The 24,709-nt window shown below is 69.6% G+C and carries 25 protein-coding genes; 10 read left to right on the top strand and 15 right to left on the bottom strand.

Annotation, left to right across the window (positions count from 1 at the left end; all coding sequences use genetic code 11):
- Positions 1-30 precede the first annotated feature (30 nt).
- Positions 31-960: a DMT family transporter gene (locus OS889_RS15135; RefSeq protein ID WP_372391194.1), complete on the top strand. Its 930-nt coding sequence runs from the start codon at positions 31-33 to the stop codon at positions 958-960.
- Positions 961-996: 36 nt separating this feature from the next.
- On the opposite strand, the gene cmk is transcribed toward OS889_RS15135, so the two are convergent.
- Positions 997-1,611: a (d)CMP kinase gene (gene cmk / locus OS889_RS15140; protein ID WP_372391196.1), complete on the bottom strand. Its 615-nt coding sequence runs from the start codon at positions 1,609-1,611 to the stop codon at positions 997-999.
- Between the two features lie 303 nt (positions 1,612-1,914).
- Here cmk and OS889_RS15145 point away from each other — a divergent pair, with 303 nt between their 5' ends.
- The 4 genes from OS889_RS15145 (at position 1,915) to OS889_RS15160 (ending at position 4,388) form a co-directional block, all read left to right on the top strand.
- Entirely contained in the window at positions 1,915-2,193 is a 279-nt protein-coding gene (locus tag OS889_RS15145; RefSeq protein WP_372391198.1) for a DUF8028 family protein, read from the top strand.
- Between the two features lie 75 nt (positions 2,194-2,268).
- The gene (locus tag OS889_RS15150; RefSeq protein ID WP_372391200.1) at positions 2,269-2,868 is read left to right on the top strand and encodes a DUF1684 domain-containing protein; all 600 of its coding nucleotides are present in this window, start codon (positions 2,269-2,271) and stop codon (positions 2,866-2,868) included.
- 95 nt (positions 2,869-2,963) lie between these two features.
- Entirely contained in the window at positions 2,964-4,055 is a 1,092-nt protein-coding gene (locus OS889_RS15155; RefSeq protein WP_372391202.1) for an aminopeptidase, read from the top strand.
- A 141-nt stretch (positions 4,056-4,196) separates the two neighbouring features.
- Positions 4,197-4,388, top strand: a complete 192-nt coding sequence (locus tag OS889_RS15160; RefSeq protein ID WP_372391204.1) for a hypothetical protein — start codon at positions 4,197-4,199, stop codon at positions 4,386-4,388.
- Between the two features lie 36 nt (positions 4,389-4,424).
- On the opposite strand, the gene OS889_RS15165 is transcribed toward OS889_RS15160, so the two are convergent.
- Positions 4,425-5,492 (bottom strand): hypothetical protein, encoded by a 1,068-nt coding sequence (locus tag OS889_RS15165; RefSeq protein ID WP_372391206.1) that lies wholly within the window; start codon positions 5,490-5,492, stop codon positions 4,425-4,427.
- Positions 5,493-5,555: 63 nt separating this feature from the next.
- Positions 5,556-6,326 carry a DUF1405 domain-containing protein gene (locus OS889_RS15170; RefSeq protein WP_372391208.1) on the bottom strand — a complete coding sequence of 257 codons (771 nt, stop codon included), beginning with the start codon at positions 6,324-6,326 and terminating at the stop codon, positions 5,556-5,558.
- Positions 6,327-6,429: 103 nt separating this feature from the next.
- Between OS889_RS15170 and pdxS the strand changes: the two genes are divergently transcribed.
- Entirely contained in the window at positions 6,430-7,338 is a 909-nt protein-coding gene (gene pdxS / locus OS889_RS15175) for a pyridoxal 5'-phosphate synthase lyase subunit PdxS (RefSeq protein WP_372391210.1), read from the top strand.
- A gap of 42 nt (positions 7,339-7,380) precedes the next feature.
- Here the strand turns inward: pdxS and OS889_RS15180 are convergent, their stop codons facing one another.
- The gene (locus OS889_RS15180) at positions 7,381-8,256 is read right to left on the bottom strand and encodes a homoserine kinase (RefSeq protein ID WP_372391212.1); all 876 of its coding nucleotides are present in this window, start codon (positions 8,254-8,256) and stop codon (positions 7,381-7,383) included.
- A gap of 167 nt (positions 8,257-8,423) precedes the next feature.
- Between OS889_RS15180 and OS889_RS15185 the strand changes: the two genes are divergently transcribed.
- On the top strand, positions 8,424-9,830 hold the full coding sequence (locus OS889_RS15185; protein ID WP_372391214.1) for an NAD(P)/FAD-dependent oxidoreductase: 1,407 nt from the start codon (positions 8,424-8,426) through the stop codon (positions 9,828-9,830).
- Positions 9,831-9,934: 104 nt separating this feature from the next.
- Here OS889_RS15185 and OS889_RS15190 read toward each other — a convergent pair whose 3' ends face one another.
- From OS889_RS15190 to OS889_RS15225, 8 genes are all read right to left on the bottom strand, one after another.
- Positions 9,935-10,504, bottom strand: coding sequence for a DUF6149 family protein (locus OS889_RS15190; RefSeq protein ID WP_372391216.1), 570 nt, complete (start codon positions 10,502-10,504; stop codon positions 9,935-9,937).
- 124 nt (positions 10,505-10,628) lie between these two features.
- A complete protein-coding gene (gene carB / locus OS889_RS15195) occupies positions 10,629-13,865 on the bottom strand; it encodes a carbamoyl-phosphate synthase large subunit (RefSeq protein ID WP_372391218.1) in 3,237 nt (1,078 codons plus the stop codon).
- A gap of 228 nt (positions 13,866-14,093) precedes the next feature.
- Positions 14,094-14,318 (bottom strand): hypothetical protein, encoded by a 225-nt coding sequence (locus tag OS889_RS15200; protein ID WP_372391220.1) that lies wholly within the window; start codon positions 14,316-14,318, stop codon positions 14,094-14,096.
- A 135-nt stretch (positions 14,319-14,453) separates the two neighbouring features.
- Complete coding sequence (locus tag OS889_RS15205; RefSeq protein WP_372391222.1) at positions 14,454-14,984, bottom strand: DUF5815 family protein; 531 nt, start codon at positions 14,982-14,984, stop codon at positions 14,454-14,456.
- 82 nt (positions 14,985-15,066) lie between these two features.
- Positions 15,067-15,318 carry a DUF8006 family protein gene (locus OS889_RS15210; protein ID WP_372391224.1) on the bottom strand — a complete coding sequence of 84 codons (252 nt, stop codon included), beginning with the start codon at positions 15,316-15,318 and terminating at the stop codon, positions 15,067-15,069.
- A gap of 102 nt (positions 15,319-15,420) precedes the next feature.
- The gene (locus tag OS889_RS15215; RefSeq protein WP_372391226.1) at positions 15,421-16,635 is read right to left on the bottom strand and encodes an MFS transporter; all 1,215 of its coding nucleotides are present in this window, start codon (positions 16,633-16,635) and stop codon (positions 15,421-15,423) included.
- Positions 16,636-16,770: 135 nt separating this feature from the next.
- Positions 16,771-17,016, bottom strand: a complete 246-nt coding sequence (locus OS889_RS15220; protein ID WP_372391228.1) for a DUF7996 family protein — start codon at positions 17,014-17,016, stop codon at positions 16,771-16,773.
- A gap of 52 nt (positions 17,017-17,068) precedes the next feature.
- The gene (locus OS889_RS15225) at positions 17,069-18,610 is read right to left on the bottom strand and encodes a sensor histidine kinase (RefSeq protein WP_372391230.1); all 1,542 of its coding nucleotides are present in this window, start codon (positions 18,608-18,610) and stop codon (positions 17,069-17,071) included.
- Between the two features lie 136 nt (positions 18,611-18,746).
- Between OS889_RS15225 and OS889_RS15230 the strand changes: the two genes are divergently transcribed.
- The gene (locus tag OS889_RS15230; RefSeq protein ID WP_372391232.1) at positions 18,747-19,589 is read left to right on the top strand and encodes an ion transporter; all 843 of its coding nucleotides are present in this window, start codon (positions 18,747-18,749) and stop codon (positions 19,587-19,589) included.
- A gap of 46 nt (positions 19,590-19,635) precedes the next feature.
- Here the strand turns inward: OS889_RS15230 and OS889_RS15235 are convergent, their stop codons facing one another.
- Together OS889_RS15235 and crtID are read right to left on the bottom strand one after the other, a co-directional pair.
- Positions 19,636-20,781 (bottom strand): methionine synthase, encoded by a 1,146-nt coding sequence (locus OS889_RS15235; protein ID WP_372391234.1) that lies wholly within the window; start codon positions 20,779-20,781, stop codon positions 19,636-19,638.
- A 69-nt stretch (positions 20,782-20,850) separates the two neighbouring features.
- Positions 20,851-22,371: a bifunctional phytoene desaturase/3,4-desaturase gene (gene crtID, locus OS889_RS15240; RefSeq protein WP_372391236.1), complete on the bottom strand. Its 1,521-nt coding sequence runs from the start codon at positions 22,369-22,371 to the stop codon at positions 20,851-20,853.
- 103 nt (positions 22,372-22,474) lie between these two features.
- On the opposite strand from crtID, the gene OS889_RS15245 reads away from it, so the two are divergent.
- Both OS889_RS15245 and OS889_RS15250 read left to right on the top strand, forming a co-directional pair.
- A complete protein-coding gene (locus tag OS889_RS15245) occupies positions 22,475-23,530 on the top strand; it encodes a Brp/Blh family beta-carotene 15,15'-dioxygenase (protein ID WP_372391238.1) in 1,056 nt (351 codons plus the stop codon).
- Positions 23,531-23,599: 69 nt separating this feature from the next.
- Complete coding sequence (locus OS889_RS15250; protein ID WP_372391240.1) at positions 23,600-24,226, top strand: DUF6517 family protein; 627 nt, start codon at positions 23,600-23,602, stop codon at positions 24,224-24,226.
- 100 nt (positions 24,227-24,326) lie between these two features.
- On the opposite strand, the gene OS889_RS15255 is transcribed toward OS889_RS15250, so the two are convergent.
- On the bottom strand, positions 24,327-24,650 hold the full coding sequence (locus OS889_RS15255; RefSeq protein ID WP_372391242.1) for an ASCH domain-containing protein: 324 nt from the start codon (positions 24,648-24,650) through the stop codon (positions 24,327-24,329).
- Between the last annotated feature and the right edge of the window lie 59 nt (positions 24,651-24,709).

The following is a 24,709-nucleotide window of genomic DNA, read 5'->3' on the forward strand; positions in this document are numbered from 1 at the left end:
GTTGAGGGCAGAGCCGAGCGGACGTCCGCTGTGACCCGCTACCGGAACCTCCTGCTCTTCGTCCTGCTCGCCGCGGCGTGGGGGTCGGCGTTTATGGCCATCAAAGCCGGGCTCGCGTACATCCCGCCGGTCCTCTTCGCGGCGCTCCGCTACGACGTCGCCGGCGTCCTGATGCTCGGCTACGCGTTCTACGCCACCGACCAGCCGATCCCCGAGAGCCGCGGCCAGTGGGCGCTCGTCGCCGTCGGCGCGACGCTGCTCATCGCCGGCTACCACACCCTGCTCTTCATCGGCGAGACCGACCCCGCGGTCACCTCGGCGGCCGCGGCCGTCATCGTGAGCCTCAGCCCCGTCCTGACCACGGGCTTCGCCCGGCTGTTCCTCCCGGAGGAGCGGCTCACGGCCGTCGGCATCGCCGGACTGCTCTTGGGCCTCGTCGGCGTCGTGGTCCTCTCGAACCCCGACCCGGACAATCTGCTCGCCGGCGGCGCCGTCGCGAAGCTCCTCGTCTTCGGCGCGGCCGCGGCGTTCGCGCTCGGCTCCGTGCTCACCCGCCGGATCGAGGCGTCGCTCCCGATCGAGACGATGGAGGCGTGGTCGATGGTCGGCGGCGCGCTCATCATGCACGGCGTGAGCCTCGGCCTCGGGGAGTCCCTCGGCGACGCGGTCTGGAACGCCGAGTCGCTGGCGGCGCTCGCGTACCTCTCCGTGGTCGCGAGCGCGCTCGGCTTCCTGATCTACTTCGACCTGCTGGACCGGCTGGGCCCGATCGAGATCAATCTCGTCTCCTACGTCGCGCCGATCGCCGCGGCGCTGGCAGGCTGGGCCGTCCTCGACGAGGTGCCGACGGTCTACACCGCGGCGGGCTTTCTCGTCATCTTCGCGGGATTCCTGCTCCTGAAGCGGCGGGCGATCCGCGGCGAACTCCCGCGGGTCCGGAAGCTGGTGTCGCGGCCGTAGAGTAGAAACAGACGGAGACGACGGCGCGGGCGGCGGTTACAGCTCGATGTCGTCGGTGTGGAACGCCCCTTCGTCGACCTCGGGGTCGTACTCCTCGACCGCGGTGAGGACCATCTCCAGGGTCGCCTCGGGCGTCCAGCGGGCGGTGTTGATCGAGAGGTCGTAGAAGGACTGGTCGGTGACGTCGATGTCGTAGTAGGACTTGTAGCGGCCGGCCTCGCTGACCTCGCGGACGCGCATCTCGGCCTCCATCTCGTCGCGGTCGCGGGTCCGGTCGACGCGGACCTCCTCGGGCGCGTCGAGCCAGATCCGCAGGTCCGCGCGGTTGCCCGCGAGCCACCCCGCGAGGCGCGATTCGAGGACGAACGGCTTGTTCGCGGCGCCCCACTTCTCGGCGATCGTCCGCAGGCGGTGGTCGAGCGCGCGGTCGATCTCGTCGGTCTCGTCGGTCTTCGCGATGAGCTGCGACAGCGAGAGGTCGCGCTCGTCGGCGAGCTGGCGGAAGATGTCGCCGCCGGAGACGTACCCGCAGTCGAGGGCCTCCGAGAGCCCCTCACAGAGGGTCGTCGCCCCACAGCCCGGCGGTCCCGAAACCGTGATGAAGAGGTTGCTGTCGACCGACCGGGCCGTCGGGACGTCGTCGTCTGTCATAGATATCCGGGACTTATTGCGGGAGCACAAAAAGCCGCTGAAGCGCGCTCTCGCTCGTCCCGCGGGAGCAGTTGACGCGGCGACGGTTCCCGCGGGGCTCGCCGGCGTCCGTCCGTGGACGCGAGAGCGCGAGAGCCGTCGAAAGATGAGACGGATCAATAAATGTTCTAAGCGGATCTAATCGGCTCGTGAAACGTCGTCCGAGCGGGCTGCGGAGCGGTGAAGAGAGCTGAACAGACGCCAACGCTCGTACGGGTATATGTGGTCGGCAGCCCTTGGGGTGAGTGAGGTGTGTCCCCACTGATGTCAAACGCGCTCCCTCCATTCGACTCCGAACGTCTCGGCCGCGTCCGCGACGCGCTCAGTTCGTCGCCCGCGTCGATCGAACACCCCGTCGAGGCCCTCGCCACGCCGCTTCGCTTCGTCGCGTTCTGGACGGCCATCGCCCTCCCGTTCCTGTACTTCCCGCTCCTCGCCGGCGGGCTGACCGGCAGCGAGCCGACCGTGTTCGTCGCCCTCCTCCTCGCGAACGCGGTCGCGCTCGTCGCCGGTCACGACTACCACAGCGCCGACTCGGCGTGACCGTCGGGACGTACTCCCGCGCCGGGCACGATCGCGAACCGTCAAGGGTTACGGCGCGGCGGCCGTAGGTCGACTATGAGCGACGATGCCGACGAGCGCCCCGTGTCCGACAGCGAGGGCGCGGACGGCGAGTACGTCGAGACGCTCCGGGCGAACCGCGAGGAGAAAGACGAATTCTTCGGCACGCACCCGCAGTCGCCGGTGCCGCCGGAACACCGCGACGACTTCGACGGCCTCGACTACTTCGCGCCCGCGCCCGAGTACCGGATCGAGGCGACGGCGACCGTCCACGACGACCCCGAGCCGGTCCCGATGGAGACGACCGCGGGCGAGGAGGTCCGCTACGTCCGCGTCGTCACCTTCGCCTTCGACGTCGACGGCGAGACGCACGAACTCCACGGCTACAAGCAGCGCCCCGACGACCGCGAGGAGCCGATCTTCGTGCCGTTCCGCGACAAGACCACGGGCCAGGAGACCTACCGCGGCGGGCGCTACATCGAACTCCACCCCGAGGGCGACCTCGGCGACGGCGACGAGGTGGTCGTCGACTTCAATCTGGCCTATACGCCCTTCTGCGCGTTCAGCGAGACGTTCTCGTGTCCCCTCCCGCCCGAGGAGAACTGGCTGGAGACGGCGGTCCGCGCGGGCGAGCGCGACTGGTCGCCAGAGGCATAGTATAGCTTTCGTCCGCCGGACCGGCGGCGGCCCGAATCGGCCCCCGCGACCGGGCGGTGCGAAAGGCGTTTGGTCCGGACGGCCAAGGGGCTGGTATGGACCCGCGAATCCGCGAGCACGCGCAGATCATCGCCGAGCACTCGACCGGCATCGAGGCCGGGGACCGCGTCGTCATCAGCGCGCCCTCGGCGGCCGAGGACCTCGTCGTCGCGCTCCACGAGGAGTGCGCCGAGCGGGGCGCCCACCCCGTCCTCCTGAACAGCGACTCCCGGGCGACCCGGGCGTTCCTCCGGAACCACGACGGCGACTTCGAGACGCCCGAACACCTGCTGGCGATGTACGAGGAGATGGACGCCTACATCGCCGTCCGCGGCGACGAAAACGCCACCGAGACGGCCGACGTCGACCCCGATCGCAACGCCGCCTACCGCCGCGCGATGAAGCCCGTCCTCCAGGAGCGGCTCTCGAAGACCTGGAGCCTCACCCAGTATCCGACCTCGGGCAACGCCCAGCTCGCGGGGATGAGCACCGAGGCCTACGAGGACTTCGTGTGGGACGCCGTCGGCCTCGACTGGGACGAACAGCGCGAGCACCAAGAGCAGATGGTCGAGATCCTCGACGAGGCCGACGAGGTGCGGATCCGCTCGGGCGAGGAGACCGACGTCACGATGTCGCTGGCGGGCAACCACACGCTCAACGACTTCGGCGAGGCCAACCTCCCCGGCGGCGAGGTGTTCACCGCGCCCGTCAGGGACTCCGTCGAGGGCGAGGTCCACTTCGATATGCCGCTGTACCGCCAGGGCCGAGAGATCGAAGACGTCCGCGTGCGCTTCGAGGAGGGCCGGGTCGAATCCTACAGCGCCGGCCGGAACGAGGAGGTGCTCGACGGCGTCTTCGAGACCGACGAGGGCGCGCGCTACCTCGGCGAACTCGGGATCGGGATGAACCGCGAGATCGACCGCTTCACCTACAACATGCTCTTCGACGAGAAGATGGGCGATACCGTCCATATGGCGGTCGGCTCGGCGTACCCCGACACCGTCGGCGAGGAGAACGAGCGCAACGAGAGCGCCGAGCACGTCGATATGATCGTCGATATGAGCGAGGACTCGGTGATCGAGGTCGACGGCGAGGTCGTCCAGCGCAACGGCACCTTCGTCTTCGAAGAGGGCTTCGACGAGGCGTAACTCGGCTGCCTCGCCGAAAATCGTCTCATCGGTTCGGCGGCGATCGGCCCTCAGAAGCGTGCCGGCGTGGTCAGGCGTCGCGGCGGCGGCGCACCAAAAGTACTATACCACATATTGTTGAAAATCGTACAAGTGGTGTATGTGACCGCTCCGCAACACGTCCGGATCCAGTGCGAGTGCGGCGAGTGGCTGGAGCACTCGGCCGCGGCGCCGACGACCGACTGCGACTGCGGCGCGCGATACGTCGTGACCGTCACCGACATCACGCCGCCGGATCCTGCCGGAGTGGAGGCGACAGAACGCTCCGGGTCGTTCAGTTCGGCGAAGGACTGAGAGCCGACGTCTTTCTCGCGACCGCGATCACGACCGCTACTCCAGCGCCAGTCCGAGCGAGTGCGCCGGCGCCTCCAGCGGACTCGTCGGAAGCCCAGCCCGCACCTCGGGGTCGTTGTAGCCGCCGGGGGCGACGTCGTTCGGGCCGTCCGGGTAGAACAGCGCGGCCAGGAGTTGAATGTGGTCGCGGCCGACGCCGAGTTCGAACTGGCCGCCGCCGTACAACTGCACGCCGCGCGCGTCGGCCCACTCGATCGTCTCGAACAGCGACTGCACGGTCCCGAAGCGCGAGGGCTTGACGTTCAGCCAGCGCGGCTCGAACGGCAGGTCCTCGACCGATTCGACGCCGGTGATCGGGTAGTCCCACGATATCCGCCCCTCCTCGCCGTCGAAGAGCGGGCGCGTCTCCGACGTGAGCGCGGGATCCTCGATGACGGCGTCGGGGAACGCGTCGACGAGTCGCGCGTAGAGGTCCGGATCCGGCTCGGCGTCGACCTCCGTGCCCTCGTAGAGCCCCTTCAGATCGAGGATCCGGACCGCGTCCGTGGCGGCGACCGCCTCGATCAGGTCGGCGTCCCAGTCGGGCGTGGGGTCGAGCTTGAACTCGACATCGGGATACTCGTCGCGCATCGCGTCCAGGCGGTCGGTCGTCGGCGGGTCGCCGAGCCGCATCGAGGCGACAAAGCGGATCGGGTCGGGATCGCGGCCGACCGCCTCGCCGAGCGAGCGGTCGTTCTGTCGGAGCGCCAGATCCAGCCCCGCGGACTCCAGCGCCCAGCGGCGGTAGTGGTACCCCGGCTCCCGCTCGGGGTCCTTCGTCGGGAAGAGGTCGATTTCGTCGAGCCGCTCGGAAAAGGACGCGAACGTGTACTCGCCTTCGAGGTCGAAGGCGGGCGCGTCGGCGAGGGCGTCGTGGTCCTCGGTGTCGTAGGTGACGTCCTCGCCGCGGCCCGTGTGGGTCGTCCCCTCGGCGTCCGGGCCGGAGAGACGGAACGTCGTCGTGGTCCGGACGAAGCCGCTGGAGGTGTCGCGGTCGCGCCGCGTTCGGTCCGTGGACTCGATCGAGAGCGGGAGGTCGGAGACGGCGTCGAAGAGGTCGCTCATCGGAGGGGGTACGCGCGGCGCGGGGAAAAGGCTGGCAGTCGGGCGCGACTCGCGCGGGCGGGGTCAGTCCGGTCCCGACCCGGCAAGCCGCAGTTCCAGTTTCTTCACCCGGGTCGCCAGCGCGGTGAACGTCGCCAGGAACGTGAGGACGACCGCCCCGGCGGCCGCGAGCTGGAGCGCGGTCGACCCGCCGACGACGGCGGCGCCGGCGACCGGAAGCGACGTGTGGTGAGGATCGCCGACGATCGGGACGAAGTAGTCGACGACATCGTTGAAACCGTACCACGCGAGCGCGACGGCGACCGCCCGGACCGGGAAGTCCGCGATCCGATACAAGACGAACGCCTCGACGACCATCGCGAGGTGGCTCACGAAGAGGAAGACATAGAGCGGGAGCCAGGTCGTCCGCAGGAACGGCTCGGCGAAGGCCGCGAGGACGTACGGCGTCCACAGGCCCAGCTTCCAGCAGCCGAAGAACGCCAGCGCCGCGAGGTACTCGTTCGTCCGGCCGAGCTTCCAGCTGGCGAACGCCAGGGCGATAAAGAGCGTCGCCAGCGGGCTGTCGGGGACGAACGGCCACATCACGACGGGCTCGGCCGCGAACTGCCACGTGATCAGCGGATCCGACAGCGGCAGCGGGTGGAAGCCGTAGTACCAGAAGCCGAACAGGGTCCCGAGGAGGTTGATCGCGACGACGACCCAGGCGAACCGGAGTCCGACGTTTTCGAGCCACGTCGGCAGCGGAGCGAGCCACCGCGGGAGGGGTTCGGGGTCGGGGAGTCCCGCGCCGGAGACCAGCCTGGAGAGCGGCGACGACGCGTCGGACGGTGCCATTATCGACCGCTCGGCGCGGCGGGAAAAATGGGTGCCGATTCCGGCCAGACGCGGCGGGAGCCCGAGTGATTCGTTTAAGTGTGTCCGACCGCAATTCCTCTCTATGTCCGAGGAGACCGATCTGTCCGAACTCCGCCGCGGGACCGATCTCGTCAAGCGCGGGTTCGCACAGATGCAGAAGGGCGGCGTCATCATGGACGTCGTCGACGCCGAACAGGCGAAGATCGCGGAGGAGGCCGGCGCGGTCGCGGTGATGGCGCTGGAGGCCGTCCCCGCGGACATCCGCAAGCGCGGCGGCGTCGCGCGGATGGCCGACCCCGCCGACGTGGCCGAGATCGTCGAATCGGTCTCGATCCCGGTGATGGGCAAGTCCCGGATCGGCCACACGAAGGAGGCCCAGATCCTCGAAGCCGTCGGCGTCGACATGATCGACGAGAGCGAGGTGCTCACCCCCGCCGACGACCGCTACCACATCGACAAGCGCGACTTCACGGCGCCGTTCGTCTGCGGCGCGCGCAACCTCGGCGAGGCGCTCCGCCGGATCGACGAGGGCGCGGCGATGATCCGCACCAAGGGCGAGGCCGGCACCGGCGACGTGAATCAGGCCGTCCACCACCAGCGCAACATCAAGGGCGCGATCCGCGAGCTCCAGGGCAAGACTCACGAGGAGCGCGAGGCGTGGGCCCGCGAGCACGAGGCGCCCGCGGACCTCGTCCACGAGACCGCCGAGATGGGGCGGCTCCCGGTCGTGAACTTCGCCGCCGGCGGCATCGCGACGCCCGCCGACGCGGCGCTGATGATGCATCACGGCTGCGACGGCATCTTCGTCGGCTCGGGCATCTTCGGCGCGGAGAACCCGCCCGCGATGGGCCGCGCCATCGTCGAGGCCGTCAACAACTGGGACGACCCCGAGACGCTCGCGGAGATCGCCTCGAACCTCGGCAAGGGGATGAAGGGCGAGTCCAACGCCTCGCTCCCCGAAGAGGAGAAGCTCCAGGGCCGCGGCGTCTGAGCGGCCGTATCCGTTCTGTTCTTTGCTTCCCGTGCGTCCCGATCAGTACAGCGTCGCGCCCTCGCTCACGCGCGTCTGATACGCCCGCGATTCGACGCCGGCCGTCGAGAACGCGTCGACCATCGCCGAGGCGACGTCCCGCCGGGCCGACTCGCGACAGACGGCGATGACCGCCGGGCCGGCCCCCGAGACCGTCACGCCCGTCGCGCCCGCATCGAGGGCGGCCTCGCGGACCGCGTCGTAGCCGGTGATCAGTTCCGCACGGGCCGGCGTGACGACGCGTTCGTCCATCCCGCTGCCGACGAGGGCGGGGTCGTTCCGACACATCCCGACCGAGAGCGTCGCCGCCGAGCCGATCGTGTGGACGATGTCCTCCATCGACGCCGACTCGGGGACGACCCGGCGGGCGTCGCGGGTCGAGACCGCGATCTCCGGCAGGCACGCGACGAGCGGGATCGACGCGTCGACGGTCGTGACGGCGTCGCCGCGGGCGACGGTGAAGCCGCCGAGGAGGGCGGGCGCGACGTTGTCGGCGTGGGCCTCGCCGGAGACGACGGCTTCGCCCTCGGCGGCGACGGCGACCAACTCCTGCCGGGAGTAGCCGCGGTCGTAGAGGGCGTTCAGCGCGACCGCGGCCGCGGCCGAGCTCGCCGCCGAGGAGCCGAGGCCCGAGGAGGGGCGGACGCCCTTGTCGATCTCGATATGCGCCGGCGCGTCCAGGGCGTCGGCGACCGCGCCAACGACGTTCTTGTCCGGGTCCTCGGGGATGTATTGGCTGCCGACGCCGCGCATCTCGATGGTGGTCCGGTCGGCCTTCTCGACGCGGACGACGTCGGCGGGACGGTCCAGGGCCACGCCGAACACGTCGAATCCGCTTCCGAGATTCGCGCTCGTCGCGGGGGCCCTGACCGTCTGCATACGCGTTTCGTTGCCCAACGGCCGGTAAAAAGGTAGCGAACGGTAGCGAACGGAACGCGGGCGACGGCGACGGGATAGCCGGGAGCGCCGTCGAGACGGCCGCGGCCTCGCGGGACTCAGACCGGACGGAACGGAAAGCACTTTTCGTCGCTCCGAGTAGGCGGCGTATGATCGGCGTCGTCGGCGGCGGGATCGCGGGACTCGCGGCCGCCTATCGGTTGCAACAGCACGGCCACGAGGTCCAGGTGTATGAGGCGTCGGACCGGATCGGCGGACTGGCGGCGACCTACGAGACCGCCGGCGACGACGTCGAGCAGTTCTATCACCACCTCTCCAAGTCCGAAGAGACCATCGTCGAACTCGCCGAGGAGCTGGGCCTCGGCGACCGGATCGAGTGGCGCGTCGGCACCAACGGCTACTACGTCGACGGCGTCGTCCACCCGCTCGACACGCCCTGGGAGATCCTCGCGTACCCGCACATGAGCCTCTACGACAAGTACAGACTGGGAATGCTCACCCTCGGGGTCGACGTCCGCGGGCTCGTCCCCGACTTCGACGCCTACGACGAACTCGCCGAGTACGAGCACGTCACCGTCCGGGACTTCGTAGAAGAACACACCACAGAGAGCGTCTACGAGAACTTCGTGGATCCCCTTCTCGACGGGAAGTACGGAGATCGAAAAGACGACATCTCGGCGGCGTGGTTCCTCGGCCGCGTCCGCTTCCGGGGCGAGCGCGACCTCCTCCGCGGCGAGATCCTCGGCTACTTCGACGGCGGCTTCGGCGTCCTCCTCGACGCCCTGCTCGACGCCGTCGGCCGCGAGAACGTCACGACGAACGCGCCCGTCACCGACCTCACGGTCGCGGACGGCCGGGTGCAGTCGCTGACGGTCGACCGCGGCGGCACGGAGGCCGCGCCGGGCGCAGATGCCGAGGATACCCACGACGTCGACGCCGCGGTCGTCGCGACGATGCCGAACGTCCTCGAATCGCTGACGGGCTACGCCTGCGAGATCGACTTCCAGGGCGCGGTCTGCGGGCTCGCCACGTTGGACGAGTCCCTGCTCGACACCTACTGGCTGAACGTCGCCCACGACGCGCCCTTCGGCGCGCTCATCGAGCACACGAACTTCGTCGAGCGGGCGCGCTACGGCGGCGACCACCTCCTCTACGTCGCCGCGTACGTCCAGGATCGCGAGGAGGAGCTGTGGCGGATGGACGACGACGAGGTCCGGGAGATATGGCTCGACGAGATCGAGTCGATGTTCCCCGACTTCGACCGCGAATCGGTCTCGGAGTTCAGGATCGCCCGCAACCCCCGCGCGGCGCCGATCTACGAACGCGGCTACCTCGACCTCGTGGTCCCCTACCACCTCGACAGCGAGGTCGGCGAGGGCGTCTACTACGCCGGGATGGCCTCGGCGGCGCAGTACCCCGAGCGGTCGCTCAACGGCGGCATCCTCGCGGGCTACGAAGTGGCCGATCGGATCGACGAGCGGGTCGAGAGCGACGCGGGCCACGATGGCGACCGCGACACCGAAGCGAGCGGCTTCGAGTTCGGGAGACTACAATAAGAGCCCGCTCGTCTTCCTGCCGATCCGGGACGATTCGCCGACCCGACGTTCCGGGTGCCCCGTCCGAGACGAAACAGTGCGGTGTCCGGAGTCCGACGCGCCGGTCACGCCCCGGGGGCCTTCCCCACGTCGACGTCGTCCGGCTCGTCCTGCCCGCCGACCACGAGCCCGTCTTCCGTCTCGACGTAGACGTCGTCGGCGAAGCCGCCCTCCGCGTGGGGGTGCTCCGGATCGTCCAGCTTCTCCGGCGTCGACGGGGCGTCCGCGATCCCGCCCTCCGGGCGGAAGTCACCGAGCGGATCGGCGATGGTGATCGAGTAGCGCTCGAAGAACTCCTCGTACCGCTCGTAGTGGGCTTCGACCTCGTCGGTCGGGTACTCCATCATCTCGGTCCACCCGTGGTTGTAGAAGTCCATATTCGCCTGAACGTGCGTGATCTCGCGGGCCTTCGCCTCCGTGTAGCCCGCCTCCAGCGCCGCGACGTAGGTGTCCATCGTCGCGTCGAAGAAGTCGTCCAGATGCGCCTCGCGCTCGTCCCGCCGGTCCGCTTCGGCCTTCTCCAGGAAGACGCGGGTGTGCAGATCGACCAGTTTGTCGTTGACCGCGTTGCCGACGACCGGGAGCGTCAGCGCCTGCTTCGCCGCAAAATGTCGGACGTTCTGTTTCAGCTTCATCGATACGTTCCGGTTGTCGCCCAATGCAAATGAAGGCGACGGCCCTGTCGACGCCCCGCCTCGGTATCACGAGGTCGCTCCCGAGAGGTCGCTGAGAGCGCAGGAGCGGCGACCGCAGCCGTCCTCAGTCGTCGCTAGCGCCCCACGACTCGATGCGGCGCGGCCGGTCGGAGACGGCCTCGACGTCGATCGGGTCGTCCTTGACGTCGAGCGCTTCGAGCGCGGCGAACGCCGAGGGCGTCGTCGAGAAGTAGGTGATCTCCTCTTCGACGCAGATTTCGAGGGGGTCGCGGTCGCGGGAGACCACGAGGTCGATCTCGCCGGCGCGGAGCGCCGCGGCCAGGTCCTCCTCGTCGTCGAACTCGACGAGGTCGAAGTGCGTCGCGTAGCCCTCGCTGAGCGCTTTGCCGTCCTCGGAATCCGGCTCGGGGAACTCCTCGGCCGAGAGGTCGACCCACGCGGTGCCCGATTCGGGGATGGGCTTGCCGGTGGCGTCCTGGGCCTTGTCGTAGGCCTTCGCGAACGTCGAGGCCGTCCCCATCACCTCGCCCGTCGACTTCATCTCGGGGCCGAGGCGCGGGTCCGAGCCCGGCAGGCGGTCGAACGGCAGGACGACCTCCTTGACGCTGACGTCCTCGGGGATCTTCTCGTCGACGGCGAGGTCTTCGAGCGTCTCGCCGGCCATCACCTTCGCCGCGAGCTTCGCGATCGGGACGTCCGTCGCCTTCGAGACGAAGGGGACGGTGCGCGAGGAGCGGGGATTGGCTTCGAGCACGTAGACGTCGCCGTCCTTCACGGCCAGCTGGACGTTCAGCAGGCCGACGGTGTCGAGCGCGGTCGCGATGTCCTCTGTGACCTCGCGGACGCGCGCCATCGTCTCCTTGTCCAGGGAGCGCGGCGGGATCATACACGCCGAGTCGCCGGAGTGGACGCCCGCGCTCTCGACGTGCTCCATCACGCCGCCGATGATCGCGCGCTCGCCGTCGGAGACGGCGTCGACGTCGAGTTCGATCGCGTCCGCGAGGAACTCGTCGATGAGGATCGGCTTGTCGGGGGAGACCCGAACCGCCTCCTCGATGTACTCTTTGAGCTCCTCGTCGTCGTAGACGACGTCCATCGCGCGGCCGCCGAGCACGTAGGAGGGGCGGACGAGCACCGGGTAGCCGATGTCGTTCGCCAGTTCGAGCGCCTCCTCCTCGCTGGTCGCCGAGCCGCCCTCGGGCTGGAGGATGCCGAGGCCGTCCATCAGGCGGTTGAAGCGGTCGCGGTCCTCCGCGAGGTCCATCGCGTCGACGCTCGTGCCGAGGATCTCACAGTCGAGCCCGCGGCGGTCGATCTCGGACTGGAGCGGGTGGCCGATGTTGACCGAGGTCTGGCCGCCGAACTGGACCATCACGCCGTCGGCGTCGGTCGCTTCGATCACGTCGGCGACCTCTTCGGCGGTGATGGGCTCGAAGAACAGCCCGTCGGAGGTGTCGTAGTCGGTCGAGACCGTCTCGGGGTTGTTGTTCACGACGTGGGCGTCGATGCCCATCTCGCGCAGCGCCTGGACGGCGTGGACCGAGCAGTAGTCGAACTCGACGCCCTGGCCGATCCGGATCGGGCCGCCGCCGACGACGACGACGCTCTCGACGTCGCGGTCGACGCGGAGTTCGCCCGCGGCCGCGTCGCCCTCGTAGGGGCCCTTGTAGAACTCGGGCTTGCGCGAGGAGTAGTAGTACGGCGTCTGGGCGGCGAACTCGCCGGCGCAGGTATCGACCTGCTTGTACGTGCGGCCGGGGACGTCGGTCTCGACCTCGCTGACGGTCGCGCCCGTCGCCGAGGCGATCTCGGCGTTCGTCACGCCGGCGGTCGCCGCGGTGGTGAAGTCGCCCTCCTGGGCGGCGTCCATCGACTCGGAGACGCGCTTGTAGCGTTCGAGGTACCACTCCTTGATGCCGGTCAGCTCCTGGACCTCGTCGACGGTGTAGCCGCGGTCGAACGCCTCGAAGATGGCGAAGGTGCGGTCGGGCGTCGGGCGTTCGAGCAGGTCGGTTTCGAGCTCCTCGTCGGAGACGCTCTCGACGTCGGTGGCGGGCTCGTACTCCGTCGAGCGGATCGCCTTCAGCATCGACTCCTCGAAGGTCCGGCCGATCGCCATCGCCTCGCCGGTGGACTTCATCGCCGTCGAGAGCGTGAAGTCGACGTCGTCGAACTTGTCCTTGGGCCACCGCGGGATCTTCGTGACCACGTAGTCGATCGCGGGCTCGAAGGCGGCGGTCGTCTCGCCGGTGATCTCGTTTTCGATCTCGTGGAGCCGCTTGCCGAGCGCGACCTTCGCGGTCACGCGGGCGATCGGGTAGCCGGTCGCCTTCGACGCCAGCGCCGACGAGCGGGAGACGCGGGGGTTCACTTCCACGACCCGGTACTCGCCGCCGGGGGTGCCGTCGTCGCGCCAGGCGAACTGGATGTTACAGCCGCCCTGGATGCCGAGTTCCCGGATCACTTCCAGCGCGGCGTCGCGCATCTCCTGGTGGCCCTCGTCGGGGATGACCTGCGAGGGCGTGACGACGATCGACTCGCCCGTGTGGATGCCCATCGGGTCGATGTTCTCCATATTGCAGATGATGATACAGGAGTCGTCGGCGTCCCGCATCACCTCGTACTCCAGTTCGACCCAGCCCGAGATGGACTCGGTGATGAGCACCTCGTTGTTGCGCGAGAGCCGCAGGCCCTTGCGGACGCGCTCGTAGAGCTCCTGCTTCTCGTGGACGACGCCCGATCCCGACCCGCCGAGGGTGTAGGTCGTCCGGGCGATCACGGGGAGGCCGCCGACCTCCTCGACGGCGTCGTCGACGCGGTCCCGGAGGTCGGCTTCGGTGAGGCTCTGGACCTCCTCGCCCTCGTCGAGGTCGATGGTCGTCGAGGCGGGAACGGGCTGGCCGATGTTCTCCATCCGCTGGCGGAAGAGGTCCCGGTCCTCCGTGGCGTAGATGGTGTCCAGCGGTGTGCCCATAATCTCGACGTCGTGCTCCTCGAGGATGCCCTGCTCGGCGAGCTCGGCGGTGACGTTCAGGCCCGTCTGGCCGCCGAGGCCGGCGATCACGCCATCGGGGTTCTCCTCGCGGATGATCTCGGCGATCGCCTCCGGCGTGATTGGCTCGATGTAGACCCGGTCTGCCATCTCCGGGTCGGTCATGATCGTCGCGGGGTTCGAGTTGACGAGGACGACTCGGGCCCCCTCCTCCTGGAGCGCGCGGCAGGCCTGCGCGCCGGAGTAGTCGAACTCGGCCGCCTGTCCGATCTGTATGGGTCCGCTGCCGATGAGCAGGATCGTCCGGTCTTCGGACGCCGTCCCTGGCGAAGTGTCCTCGTCAGTCATCACTCGATTCGAGTCCGTACATCGTAATAAGCCCGGCGGATTACTACGAGATACGAAAGGCAATTTCGAAATTCGTAACTCCCGCGGCGACGGCCGAAGAGCGCGGTCGCGATACGTGAGACTCACGCGGGAGCGCCAAGAGCGATGCGGAAACGGACGGGTGGACCGCGAGAAGGACCGCGGACGCGGCGGGTGGCGCTGTCGACCGCGACGCCGCCGGGGGAGCGCTCACTCGGCGAGCCGATACCGGTACGGACTGCCCTCGACGACGTCGATGGCCTCGCCGCGCTCTGCCGCCTGGCCGAGCACGGTCGCGACGCGGTAGGGGGTATCGAAGGCGTCGACGCCGCGCTCGCGCAGGCGGTCCAGAATCTCGCGGGCGGTCAGCGGCTCGTCGGCGGCCGCGAGGACGTCGCGCACGTCCTCGAACCCGGACGGCCGGGTCGTGCTCATAGGGGTATGCAGGGTCCGACGGGGCTTAGATTTCAGTGTGACGCGCGTCTGACGCGGCCGGGAGCGGTCCGGCGGTCCGCACGTCCGACGCGTGTGAGACGGGTCGGACGCGGGCGCTGGACCGCGGCGGCGAGACTACCGCGCGTAGACGTCGTCGCCGTCGAGGTCCCGCTCGGCGCGGTACTCCTCGACGAACTCGCTCACGTCGAACTCCAGCATCTGCGCCTCGAACTGCGAGACGGCCGCGTCGTCGTCGGCGTGGCTGACGGCGTGGTCCATCAGCTCGATAACGAGCTCGACGACGACCTCGTGGAGCCGTCGAGAGTCGAAGTCAGTCACCCAGACGATCCCGGCGCCGACGTCGCCGTCGTCGGAGACGTCCGCGGAGACGACCTTCCCGGGGAACTCCTCCAGGACGATCCCGAGCAGGTGGGCCGTGCCGAACTCGGGCATCTCGTCGCTCGTCGTCTCGACGGCCTCCCTGAGCACCGACACGAGGAAGTCCGGGAGGAACCGCTCCGGCGGGTGGACGTCCATCACGACCGCGTGGCGCTCCCCGCAGGCGCACTCGAACTCGCGCATTCCCAGGTCGAGCGCGCGGACGCGCTTTGTCTCCCCGCACGGCAGTTCGAGCGTCTCACCCCCGCCCGGAGTCCCGTCGCTCATAGTTCGCGTTGCGGACGGCCGCGGTTAAGGGTCGCGTTCCGGGGCGCGGGGCGCGCGGTACGGAGTCGGGACACGGGTAGAATCAGTCGCTCGCCGTGGCGTAGAGGATCGGGCCGATGACGAGCAGGGCGATGCCCAGGAACAGGTAGTGGATCGGCACGATCGACTGCGGCGTCAGCGCGAAGAGCAGCCCGAACACGATGACGTTGATCGCGAGCAGTTTCTGGGATTTCAGGGGGAGTACGCCCACCGTCGCGAACGCGAAGACGAGCAGGAGCGCCTGCCCGACGTTGTAGTTGAGCAGGAAGCTGTCGACGAGCTGTAGGGGGAGCATCCTTACCCGGGAGTTCGGCGCGAATCGAGTATTAAAGTTCCGTTCTTCCCGGCACGGGCCGGGCCTCGTCGCGCGTCGCGAGCGTCCCGCGGCCGCTTGGTATCAGACCGGGAGGCGCCGCCCGGCGACGACGGCGCCGAGACAGCCCACGCAGACGACGCCGAGCCCCGCGGCGTAGGTCCCGGTGAGGTCGTACAGCGCGCCGACGAGGAACGGCCCGAGGAAGCCGCCGAGCTCCCCCACGGCGAAGACGAGCCCGACGGCCGTGCCCGTGAGTTCGGGCCCGACGCCGTCCAGTTCGGGCGGGACCATCCGGACGAGCGGGGAGAGCCCGCCCACGCCGAACCCGACGACGAGCGCGCCGACGACGGGCACGGCCAGCGGGACCGGCGCGAAGAGGAGCGCGCCAGTCCCGACCGAGCAGAGCGTCGCACAGCCGGCGATGACCGACCCGCGCGCGCCGAGGCGGTCCGAGAGCGTGGGGACGAAGAGCGTCCCGGCGGCCTGCGCGGCGACGAACCCGCTCACCAGCGAGGCCGAAAGCGCCGCGCCGACCCCGCGGGACTGGAGGACGGTCGCGAGCCAGTTCTGGAGCCCGTGGGTCACGAGCAGATAGACCACGCCCACGACGACGAGGAGCCGCATCGAGCGGTTCGAGAACACGCGCGCGAGGTCGCGGCGGAGCGCGGCGACCGAGGGGAGGTCCTCGCGGCCGTCTGCGTCCGCGGCGTGCCGGACCGCATCGAGCGGCGTCCGCCTGACGACGACCCACCAGCAGACGGCGTACGCGAGCACCGCGAGCCCGGTGTAGCGGAACAGCGGCCGCCACCCGCCGAGGGGGTCGCCCAGGACGGCCCGGCCGATACTGAACGCCGCGGCCGTGCCCGCCAGCGACCCCACGACGTAGATGGACGACGGCGTCCCCGATTCCGCGGGCGGGAAGAGCTCCGAGACGAGCTTCGGGAGTCCGAACGTCATCGCCGTCCCGCCGATCCCGACGAGGACGGTCAGCGCGAGCAGCACGGGAAAGGTCTCCGCGGCCGCGCGCCCGACCTGCGCCGCCCCGAACAGCACGAGCCCCGCGCCGATCGCGCGGTAGGGGCCGACGTAGTCGGTGACGACACCCGAGAAGAGCGCGACCGGGACGTAGGTGAGCGGGATCGCGCCCGTGAGCAGCCCGGCCTGCGTGCTCGTCAGGCCGAAGTCGGCGACGACGACGTCAAGCCACGCCGGCACGGAGAACCAGACGAAGGTCAGCGCGGCGTAGGCGATCGATCCGAGCCCCAAGAGCACGTAGCGGCGGCGTCTCGTCGACACGGTCGTCGATGGGGCGGGGGCGGCGTCAAAGGTCGGGTTGCGGCAACCGTTCGGCTCGTAGTGATTACGCTCGTCTCGTACCGACGAAGGCCACCCCAGTGACGGCGTTCGGCGGAACAGTGAGAGTAGTCCCTATCAGTTCGGCCCGGTGATGTCCATCGGGCGGATCCAGCCATACCAGATAGCGAAGATCATCCCGCCGTACCCGAGGACGAACACGATCGCGCCGAGGTCGTTGTAGCCGAGTTCGCCGAGGAAGCGGCGGACGAGCCCCGAGCCCGCGATCCCGACGACGAGCAGGGCGACGAGCAGCACCTTGTCCCGCGTGAGTTCGAAGAGCTGTCCGTCCGCCGGCTCGGCCTCGGCGTCCTCGTCGGTCATCGACTCGTCGTTGGGGCCGGAGGGGCCTGAGACTGTCGGATGCGGTCGCGTCCTACTCGGCCGCGGTCCGGATCTCGAACCGGGCCCCGCCGCCGTCGCTCTCTGCGATCGAGATCGACCAGTCGTGGGCGTCGACGACCTGCTTGACGATCGCCAGCCCGTAGCCCGTCCCCTCGGCGTCCGTGCTGTATCCGAACTCGAAGACGGAGTCGCGGTCTTCGGCGGGGATTCCGGGGCCGTCGTCGGCGACGTAGAACCCCGAGTCGTCGTCGAGGTCGCCGACGGTGATCGCCACGCCCGTCCCGGCGTGTTCTACGGCGTTGCGGAAGAGGTTCTCGAAGAGCTGTTTGAGCCGGCCCGGCTCGGCCTCGACCGATCGCTCGGTCTCGACGTGGAGCGTGGCCTGTGGGGTCTCGACGAAGTCCCACGACTCGCGCGCGAGCGCGTCGAGGTCGGCCCACTCGGTGTCGGTGACGGACTCGCCCTCGCGCGCCAGCAGGAGCACGTCGTCGATCAGCGAGCCCATCCGGTCGACCGCGCTGGCGATCGTATCGAGGTGCTCGCTCTCGAACTCCTCGCGGGCGAGTTCGAGCCGCCCGCCCGCGACGTTCAGGGGGTTCCGGAGGTCGTGGGCGAGGACGCTCGCGAACGCTTCGAGCCGCTCGTTCTGCCGTTCGAGTTCGCTCGTCACTCGCTCGTGTTCCAGCTCGTAGCTCGCCCACTTGCTCATCAGCCGGATCAGCGTCTTCTCCGCGTCGGTGAAAGGGACGCCGCGGGGCTCCGTGGACGCGAAACACAGCGTCCCGTAGAGCTCGCCCTCGACGATGACCTTCCCCCCGATGTAGCTCCCGAGCTCGAAGACCTCGTAGGCGGGGTCGTCCTCCCAGCCCTCCGCGAGCGCGTCCGAGACCGCGAGGAAGCTGTCTGTCTTGATCGTCTTCCGGCAGTACGCCTCCGAGAGCGGACACGACTCGCCGGGCTGGAGCAGCTCGTGGTCGCCGCGGGCCTGGACGATCCGCTGGGTCGGGCTCTCGGCTTCCGGGTCGATCCGCGAGAGGAAGCCGTACGGGAGGTCGAGCCGCTCGCAGCCGAGCGCCAGTATGCGGTCTGTCTTCTCCTCGAACGACAGCTCCGTGTCGGTCGTCACGTCGTAGAGATCCCGGATCAGCTCGACGGTCGTGTACTCGCCCGGGCCGCGCTCGTCGTCGATCCGCTCCCGGTAGGCGTCGACGCTCGTCTCGATCCGGGTCGCGAGCGCGTCGAACTGCTCGGGGGAGTCCGACCGGGGGACGTACTCGGAGACGCCCGCGGCGATCGCCTCGCTCGCGACCTCCTCGGAGCCGTCGGCGGTGAACAGGACGAAGGGGAGATCCGGGTGGTCGGCCCGGACCGCATCGAGGAACGACAGCCCCTCGAAGCCGGGGAGATCGTAGTCGCTGACGACGCAGTCGATCGCCTCGGCCGCGAGGAGTTCCAGGGCGCGGTCCGGGCCGCTCGACGTCACGTCGATCCGGTCGCTCTCGGCCGCCAGCCGTTCGGCGCCGGCCGGGTCGGCCGCCCCGGTGACGTACAGCGTCCGGATCTGGTTCGCCATAGGAGGTAGTGACCCCTCGGGTGCAAAAAGGTGTTCGCCGGCGGCAGGTCGCGGCCCCGGATCGCCGTGCGGATCGCCCGACGCCCCGCGGACGACCACGGGACCGCTTATACCCCGGTGGCCACAACGGGCGGGTATGGTTCCCTCCGCGTCGGGCAGCGAGACGCGCGCTCCCCGCGAGGCGGTCCGGTTCTACCTCCTCGATCACGAGACGCCGATCGGAAAGGCGATCGACGTCGCGCTGCTCGGGCTGAACCTCGTCTTCGTCGCGGTCTTCGTCGTCGAGACCTACCCGATCGGCGATCGGTTCCGCGGCGACCTGTGGGCGCTCGAAGTCGCCATCGCGCTCGTGTTCGCCGCCGAGTACGCGCTCCGGCTCTACGGGGCCCGGGACCGGACGGCGGAGGCCCTCAATCCGTACACGGTCGTCGACCTGCTCGCCATCCTCCCGACGCTCTCGATCCTCGTGCTCCCGGCGTCGCTCGGCGTGCTGAACGTCGGCTTCCTGCGCGTGGTCCGGGTCGTCCGGGTGCTCCGGTTCTACCGCTTCACCCGCGACGCCGAGTTCTTCTTCGGGACCGTCTCGGACAACACCCTGCGCGCGATGAAGCTGTTCCTGACGATCCTCGTGCTGCTCTTCGCGGCCGCCGGGCTGTTCTACAGCGCCGAGCACGCCGCCAACCCCGACGTGGCGACGTTCGGCGACGCGTTCTACTATACCGTCGTCACCCTCTCGACGGTCGGGTTCGGCGACATCGTCCCCCACACCGAGCTGGGGCGGTGGGTGACGGTGGCGGCGATCCTCGCGGCTATCGTCGTCATCCCGCGGCAGGCCGGGCGGGTCCTCCGGGAGTGGACCTCGCGGGAGAAGGTGAACGTCACCTGTCCGAACTGCGGGCTCGCACACCACGACCCGGACGCCTCCCACTGCAAGGCCTGCGGGCACGTGATCTACCAGGAGTTCGACTCGCGGGAGTGAGCGGGAGGGAGCGGACGGAGCGAGAGCCGAAAGCGGAATCCGGGGGTCAGAACAGGCGCTCGGAGGCGACCTCGGCGCCCTCGACGAGCGCTTCGAGCTTCTTCCAGGCGATGTCGGGGTGGACCATCGCGAGGCCGGCCTGGGTGTCGAAGCCGCAGTCGGGCGCGGCGACGATCCGGGTGGGGTCCTCGACGGCGTCGGCGACGCGTTCGAGGCGGTCGGCGACGACCTCGGGGTGTTCGACGACGTTCGTCTTCACGTCGACGACGCCCGGGATGAGCGTCCAGTCTTCGGGCAGAGGGTGCTCGCGGAAGACGCGGTACTCGTGCTGGTGGCGAGGGTTCGCCTCCTCGATCGAGAGGCCGCCGATATCGAGGTCATAGATGATCGGCAGGACCTCTTCGAGGGGCTTGTCGCGGTGGTGCGGGCCCTCGTAGCTCCCCCAACAGGTGTGGACGCGGATCTGCTCGTCGGGGATGGACTCCGTCGCCTCGTTGAGCGCCTCGACGTGCATCCGCACGACGGGCTTGAGCTTCTCGATCGGGCGGTCGCCGAAGCCGCGGTGGCCCGTCGTCAGGAGGTCGGGCGCGTCCAGTTGCAGGGTCGCGCCGGTCTCGGCGATCAGTTCGTACTCGCGCTTGAGCGCGTCGCCGACGACAGAGAGGAACTCCTCGTGGGAGTCGTAGTAGTCGTTGACGAGCGTCGCGGCCGCGACGCCGGGCGAGGCCGCGGTGATGAACGTCCCCTCGAAGTCGGCGTCCGATTCCGCCAAGAGTTCGTAGAAGGTGTCGATCTCCTCTTTCGCGGCCTCTTCACCGTCGTACTCGACGGGGCCGACGACCGAGGGCTGTTTAGTGAGGTCGATTCCCTCCGCGGAGAAGGCGTCCTCGGCGTAGCCGGGGAAGTCCGCGAGATCGTCCCACAGCGGCGCCTCGCGGGTGTCGCCGATGCCGGAGAGGCGGTTCGCGACGTACCAGTTGAAGGAGACGCGCGGCTGCTCGCCGTTGTTCACGATGTCGAGGCCGATGTCGGCCTGCTTTTCGATCGTCGTCTTCGTCGCCTCGACGACGGTCTCGTGCCAGACGTCCTCGTCGACCGCCTCGCCGTCCTGCCGGCGCTTCAGCAGTTCGAGCAGGTCCGGCGCTCGCGGGAGGCTTCCGATGTGTGTCGTCAGAATGCGGTCGTCGGTCATTCGTGGATGGAACTGACCACGCCGCGGTTAATATGACTTATGGTAGTATATTCGTGGAAATTATGCTTTTCAGTTATTTGTCGGTGGCGGTGCCTCGGCGGCGACCTCCGGGTAGTCCGCACAGACCGCCTCCGCGGCGTGCTCGCCGCTGACGAGGCACATCGGCATCCCGATGCCCGGCGCGGTGTAGGCGCCGGTGTAGTAGAGGCCGTCGAGGTCGGCCCGGTGGGCGGGGCGGAGCGGCCCGGTCTGCCGGAGCGTGTGGGCGAGCCCCATCGCCGTCCCGCGCGGGTCGTCGAACCGCGCCGCGAAGTCGTCGACGCAGGCGGACTCCTCGACGACGATCCGATCGCGGAGGTCGACGCCCGTGGTGGTCGCGAGGTCGGCGAGGACCTTTTCCGCATAGCGCTCGCGGATCTCCGGCCCGTCGTCCAGGCCGGGGGCGATCGGGACGAGCACGACGACCGCGTGGTGGCCCGCGGGGGCGACGCCGTCGTCGGTCTTCGAGGTGACAGAGAGGTAGTACGCCGGGTCCTCGGGCCAGCGGGGCTCCTCGAAGATGGCGTCGAAGTGGTCGTCCCAGTCGGTCGGGAAGACCAGCGTGTGGTGGGCGAGCGGGTCGACGTCTCCCTCGACGCCCAGATAGAGGAGGAACGCCGAGGGCGCGTACGTCCGCGACGTCCAGTAGTCGGCGTCGTAGCTCCGGGCCGTCGGCGGCAGGAGGTCCCGCTCCACGTGCGCGGGGTTGGCGTTGCTGACGACGAGTTCGGACTCGACGGGGCTGGCGTCGGTTCCGAGCACGAAGTCGCCCGCCGCGCCCGTGATCTCCGCGACGTCGACGCCGGTCTCGATCTCGACGCCCTGCTCGCGCGCCAGTTCCGCGAGCGCGTCGACGACGCCGGCGATGCCGCCCTCGGGGTAGAAGACGTTCAGGTTCAGGTCGACGTGGCTCATAATGCTGTACAGCGCCGGGGTGTTGTGCGGCGAGCCGCCCAGGAAGACGAGGGTGTACTGAAGCAGCTGCTTGAGCTTCGGGTGCTCGACGAACCGGGAGACGTAGTCGTCCATCGTCCCGAACAGCCGGAGGCGGGGCGCCAGGGGCAGAAGCGCCGGGTCGACGAAGTCCCGCAGGCGATCGCGCCGCTCGTAGACGACCCGGTTCATCGCCAGTTCGTAGTTCCGCTCGGCGCGGTCGAGGTACTCCCGAAGCGCCTCGCCCGCGCCCGACTCGTAGGACTCGAACACCTCGTGGGCGTTCTCGCGGTCGGGGCGGATAGCGACGCTGTCGCCGTCCTTCCAGAACACCCGGTACTGGGGATCGAGCCGTTCGAGGGCGTAGTAGTCGCTCGGCTCGCGGTCGAAGTGCCCGAAGAAGCGCTCGAAGGCGTCGGGCATCAGGTACCACGACGGGCCGGTGTCGAACCGGAACCCCTCGCGTTCGAGGACGCCGGCGTGGCCGCCGAGCCGGTCGTGGCGTTCGAGCACGCGGACGTCGGCGCCGGCCGCGCCGAGGTACGCGGCCGCCGCGAGCCCGCCGAATCCGCCGCCGACGACCGTCACGGTCGCGTCGTCCGGGAGGCGGTGTGACATACGGGACGGCAGGGACGCGACGCCCTTGCGCTCCGACCGCCGTTCTCAGTTCGTTGGACTGCCCGCCGCCGTTTATGTGTGCCACGTCCTAACATCCCGACCGATGAGCGCGATCGGCCTCCGTTCGGTGCGGCGGCGGTTCCTGCACAGCGACGCGCACCCGTCCCTCGCCCTCTCCCGGCTGTCGCTCCTCGCGTTGCTCGTCGCCTTCGCGGGCGCGAGCGCGGCCGGGATCGAGGTCCCGTTCGCGGCGCAGATGGTGGTGTACCTCGTGGGGATGGTCGCGCTGAACCTCCCGCACGGCGGCTACGAGCACTTCGAGAACCTCCGGCGGCGACGCCCCTCGTTCCGCTGGCGGTACGTCGCCGCCTACCTGGCCCTCATCGCGGGCTTCGTCGCCCTCCTGCTCGCGGCCCCGGTCGCGGGCGTCGCGCTCGCGATCGGCGTCGCGATGGCGAAGGGCGGCCTCGGCGGGCTGTCGGTCCTGGACGCCACTACCGGGACCGACCACCTGCAGACGCGGCCGCAGCGCCTGCTCGCCGCGGGCGTCCGCGGCGGGGCCGTGATGCTCGTCCCGCTGGTGTTCCACCCGGGGACCTTCCACACCTTCAGCGCGCTGATGGTCGGCCTCGTCGAGCCCGGCGGGCTCGCGCCCTACGCCGAGCACTTCGGGGCGACCCGGGCGCTCGCCGCGGGCGGCTACGGCCTCGCGCTCGCGGCCCACGTCGGCCTCGGGTACGTCCGCGGCGGCGGGCGGTCGTGGCTCGTCGACGCCGGCGAGAGCCTGCTCCTGGCGTCGTACTTCGCGGTCGTGCCCGTCCTCGTCGCCGTCGGGCTCTACTTCCCGTTCTGGTACTCGGCCAGGCAGGTCGCCCGGACGGTCACGGTCGGCGACGACGACGTCGGCGACCCCGAGTGGGACCTCATCGGCGACTCGCGGGTGGCGCTCCGGGCCTGGGGCGTGCTCGTCGCGGGCGCGTTCGCAACGTTCGCGGTGCTGGCGGCGGTCTACTGGCTCGTCCCGAACCCCCTGGGGAACAGCGGCCTCCTCCCGGGCGCGGTGGCGTTCTGGAGCGTCTTCATCAGCGTCGTCGCCCTGCCGCACGTCGTGATCGGCTCGCTCCTCGACACCGAGCGCGGGATCTGGTACGTGCCCTGAGGAGCGCGACGGCGACGTCGCCGCCGCGCCGGCCGACGCGTTCACTACCGTCCGGACCCTACCTCGTCCGTGCCCGACCCCCCGACCGTCGAGACCGCGCCGTGGGCGAAGACGGACGAGTGGACCGAGACGGCCTTCGAGAACCGATTCGTCACCGTGATGTCGACGAACGTGGTCTACGAGGACCCCGCGTTCCTCGACCGCGTCGGGGCGCTGCTCCCCGACGGCGTCGACCAGTCCCCGCGGGCGGTCTTCACGACCGGTCTCTCCTTCGACCCGCCGCCGCCCGGCGACAGGACGCCCGAGCGACTGCTCTCGATCGCGGCGAAGTACGCGAGCCGGGAGTTCGAGACGAGCCTCGCCGAGGACGGCCTGCGGGACGTCCGCCTGACCGACTCCCAGGATCTCCGGCTCCGCGGCCGCCGGACGGCGAAGGCGTTCCAGTACGACGCCGCGTACCCGCTCGACCCCGACGCCGTCGGGGCCCCGGGCGCAGAGCCGACGCTCGCGGTGCGCGTGTGGGCCGCGATCTGTCCGACCGCCGACGCCTTCGCGATGGCCGGCGGGATCTACCCGCTGGAGGACCTCGCGGACGCCGTCTCCCGGGTCGGCGGGGAGACGGAGGCGACGATCGAGGCCCGACCCGGCGGCGACCGCCGCGAGGTGCTCGATCGGATCCGCGAGGCCGCGGCGTAGGCGTCCGGCTCCGCGACGGCTCATACTGTCGGACACAACTGTTTCAAGATATTCGCCGCCCCGGGCGGCGAAATTCTTCACAGACTTGTGTCCGACAGTATCAGTCCCGCCGCTCGAACCGATACGTGAGCACCTCGTCGCTGTCGTCCCACTCGAAGTCGCCGGGGTGGACTCGCTCCATTCGGCGCTTGTACGCCTCCAGGGACTCCGAGCCCTCCCGTCGAGCGTCGGCGTCGGTGAAGTCGCCGAGCGTCCGCCGCTCGACGCTCGTCACCTCGAACGTCGCGCCGCCGAGCTCGAAGGTGTCGCCCTCGCCGGCGTAGCGGTTGCTCGCGCCGCGCGTCAACTGCGTCACGTCGCCGTCGAGCACGGACTGCTGGACGCGGTCGTTCGGCAGGAGGTCGTCGGGGTCGATTTCGGCCATAGCGGGCCGTAGGGGCGGCCGGCCAAAAGACCCGTCGGCTGTCGTGTGGTTTCAAGTGG

The sequence above is a fragment of the Halobellus sp. MBLA0158 genome (assembly GCF_041477585.1).
GTDB lineage: Archaea > Halobacteriota > Halobacteria > Halobacteriales > Haloferacaceae > Haloquadratum > Haloquadratum rubicundus.

Excerpts from the sequence above, each read along its gene's own strand:
- cmk (WP_372391196.1), bottom strand. The coding sequence starts at position 1,611 with ATGACAGACGACGACGTCCCGACGGCCCGGTCGGTCGACAGCAACCTC.
- OS889_RS15145 (WP_372391198.1), top strand. The coding sequence starts at position 1,915 with ATGTCAAACGCGCTCCCTCCATTCGACTCCGAACGTCTCGGCCGCGTC.
- OS889_RS15150 (WP_372391200.1), top strand. The coding sequence starts at position 2,269 with ATGAGCGACGATGCCGACGAGCGCCCCGTGTCCGACAGCGAGGGCGCG.
- OS889_RS15155 (WP_372391202.1), top strand. The coding sequence starts at position 2,964 with ATGGACCCGCGAATCCGCGAGCACGCGCAGATCATCGCCGAGCACTCG.
- OS889_RS15165 (WP_372391206.1), bottom strand. The coding sequence starts at position 5,492 with ATGAGCGACCTCTTCGACGCCGTCTCCGACCTCCCGCTCTCGATCGAG.
- OS889_RS15170 (WP_372391208.1), bottom strand. The coding sequence starts at position 6,326 with ATGGCACCGTCCGACGCGTCGTCGCCGCTCTCCAGGCTGGTCTCCGGC.
- pdxS (WP_372391210.1), top strand. The coding sequence starts at position 6,430 with ATGTCCGAGGAGACCGATCTGTCCGAACTCCGCCGCGGGACCGATCTC.
- OS889_RS15180 (WP_372391212.1), bottom strand. The coding sequence starts at position 8,256 with ATGCAGACGGTCAGGGCCCCCGCGACGAGCGCGAATCTCGGAAGCGGA.
- OS889_RS15185 (WP_372391214.1), top strand. The coding sequence starts at position 8,424 with ATGATCGGCGTCGTCGGCGGCGGGATCGCGGGACTCGCGGCCGCCTAT.
- OS889_RS15190 (WP_372391216.1), bottom strand. The coding sequence starts at position 10,504 with ATGAAGCTGAAACAGAACGTCCGACATTTTGCGGCGAAGCAGGCGCTG.
- carB (WP_372391218.1), bottom strand. The coding sequence starts at position 13,865 with ATGACTGACGAGGACACTTCGCCAGGGACGGCGTCCGAAGACCGGACG.
- OS889_RS15200 (WP_372391220.1), bottom strand. The coding sequence starts at position 14,318 with ATGAGCACGACCCGGCCGTCCGGGTTCGAGGACGTGCGCGACGTCCTC.
- OS889_RS15205 (WP_372391222.1), bottom strand. The coding sequence starts at position 14,984 with ATGAGCGACGGGACTCCGGGCGGGGGTGAGACGCTCGAACTGCCGTGC.
- OS889_RS15210 (WP_372391224.1), bottom strand. The coding sequence starts at position 15,318 with ATGCTCCCCCTACAGCTCGTCGACAGCTTCCTGCTCAACTACAACGTC.
- OS889_RS15220 (WP_372391228.1), bottom strand. The coding sequence starts at position 17,016 with ATGACCGACGAGGACGCCGAGGCCGAGCCGGCGGACGGACAGCTCTTC.
- OS889_RS15225 (WP_372391230.1), bottom strand. The coding sequence starts at position 18,610 with ATGGCGAACCAGATCCGGACGCTGTACGTCACCGGGGCGGCCGACCCG.
- OS889_RS15230 (WP_372391232.1), top strand. The coding sequence starts at position 18,747 with ATGGTTCCCTCCGCGTCGGGCAGCGAGACGCGCGCTCCCCGCGAGGCG.
- OS889_RS15235 (WP_372391234.1), bottom strand. The coding sequence starts at position 20,781 with ATGACCGACGACCGCATTCTGACGACACACATCGGAAGCCTCCCGCGA.
- crtID (WP_372391236.1), bottom strand. The coding sequence starts at position 22,371 with ATGTCACACCGCCTCCCGGACGACGCGACCGTGACGGTCGTCGGCGGC.
- OS889_RS15245 (WP_372391238.1), top strand. The coding sequence starts at position 22,475 with ATGAGCGCGATCGGCCTCCGTTCGGTGCGGCGGCGGTTCCTGCACAGC.
- OS889_RS15255 (WP_372391242.1), bottom strand. The coding sequence starts at position 24,650 with ATGGCCGAAATCGACCCCGACGACCTCCTGCCGAACGACCGCGTCCAG.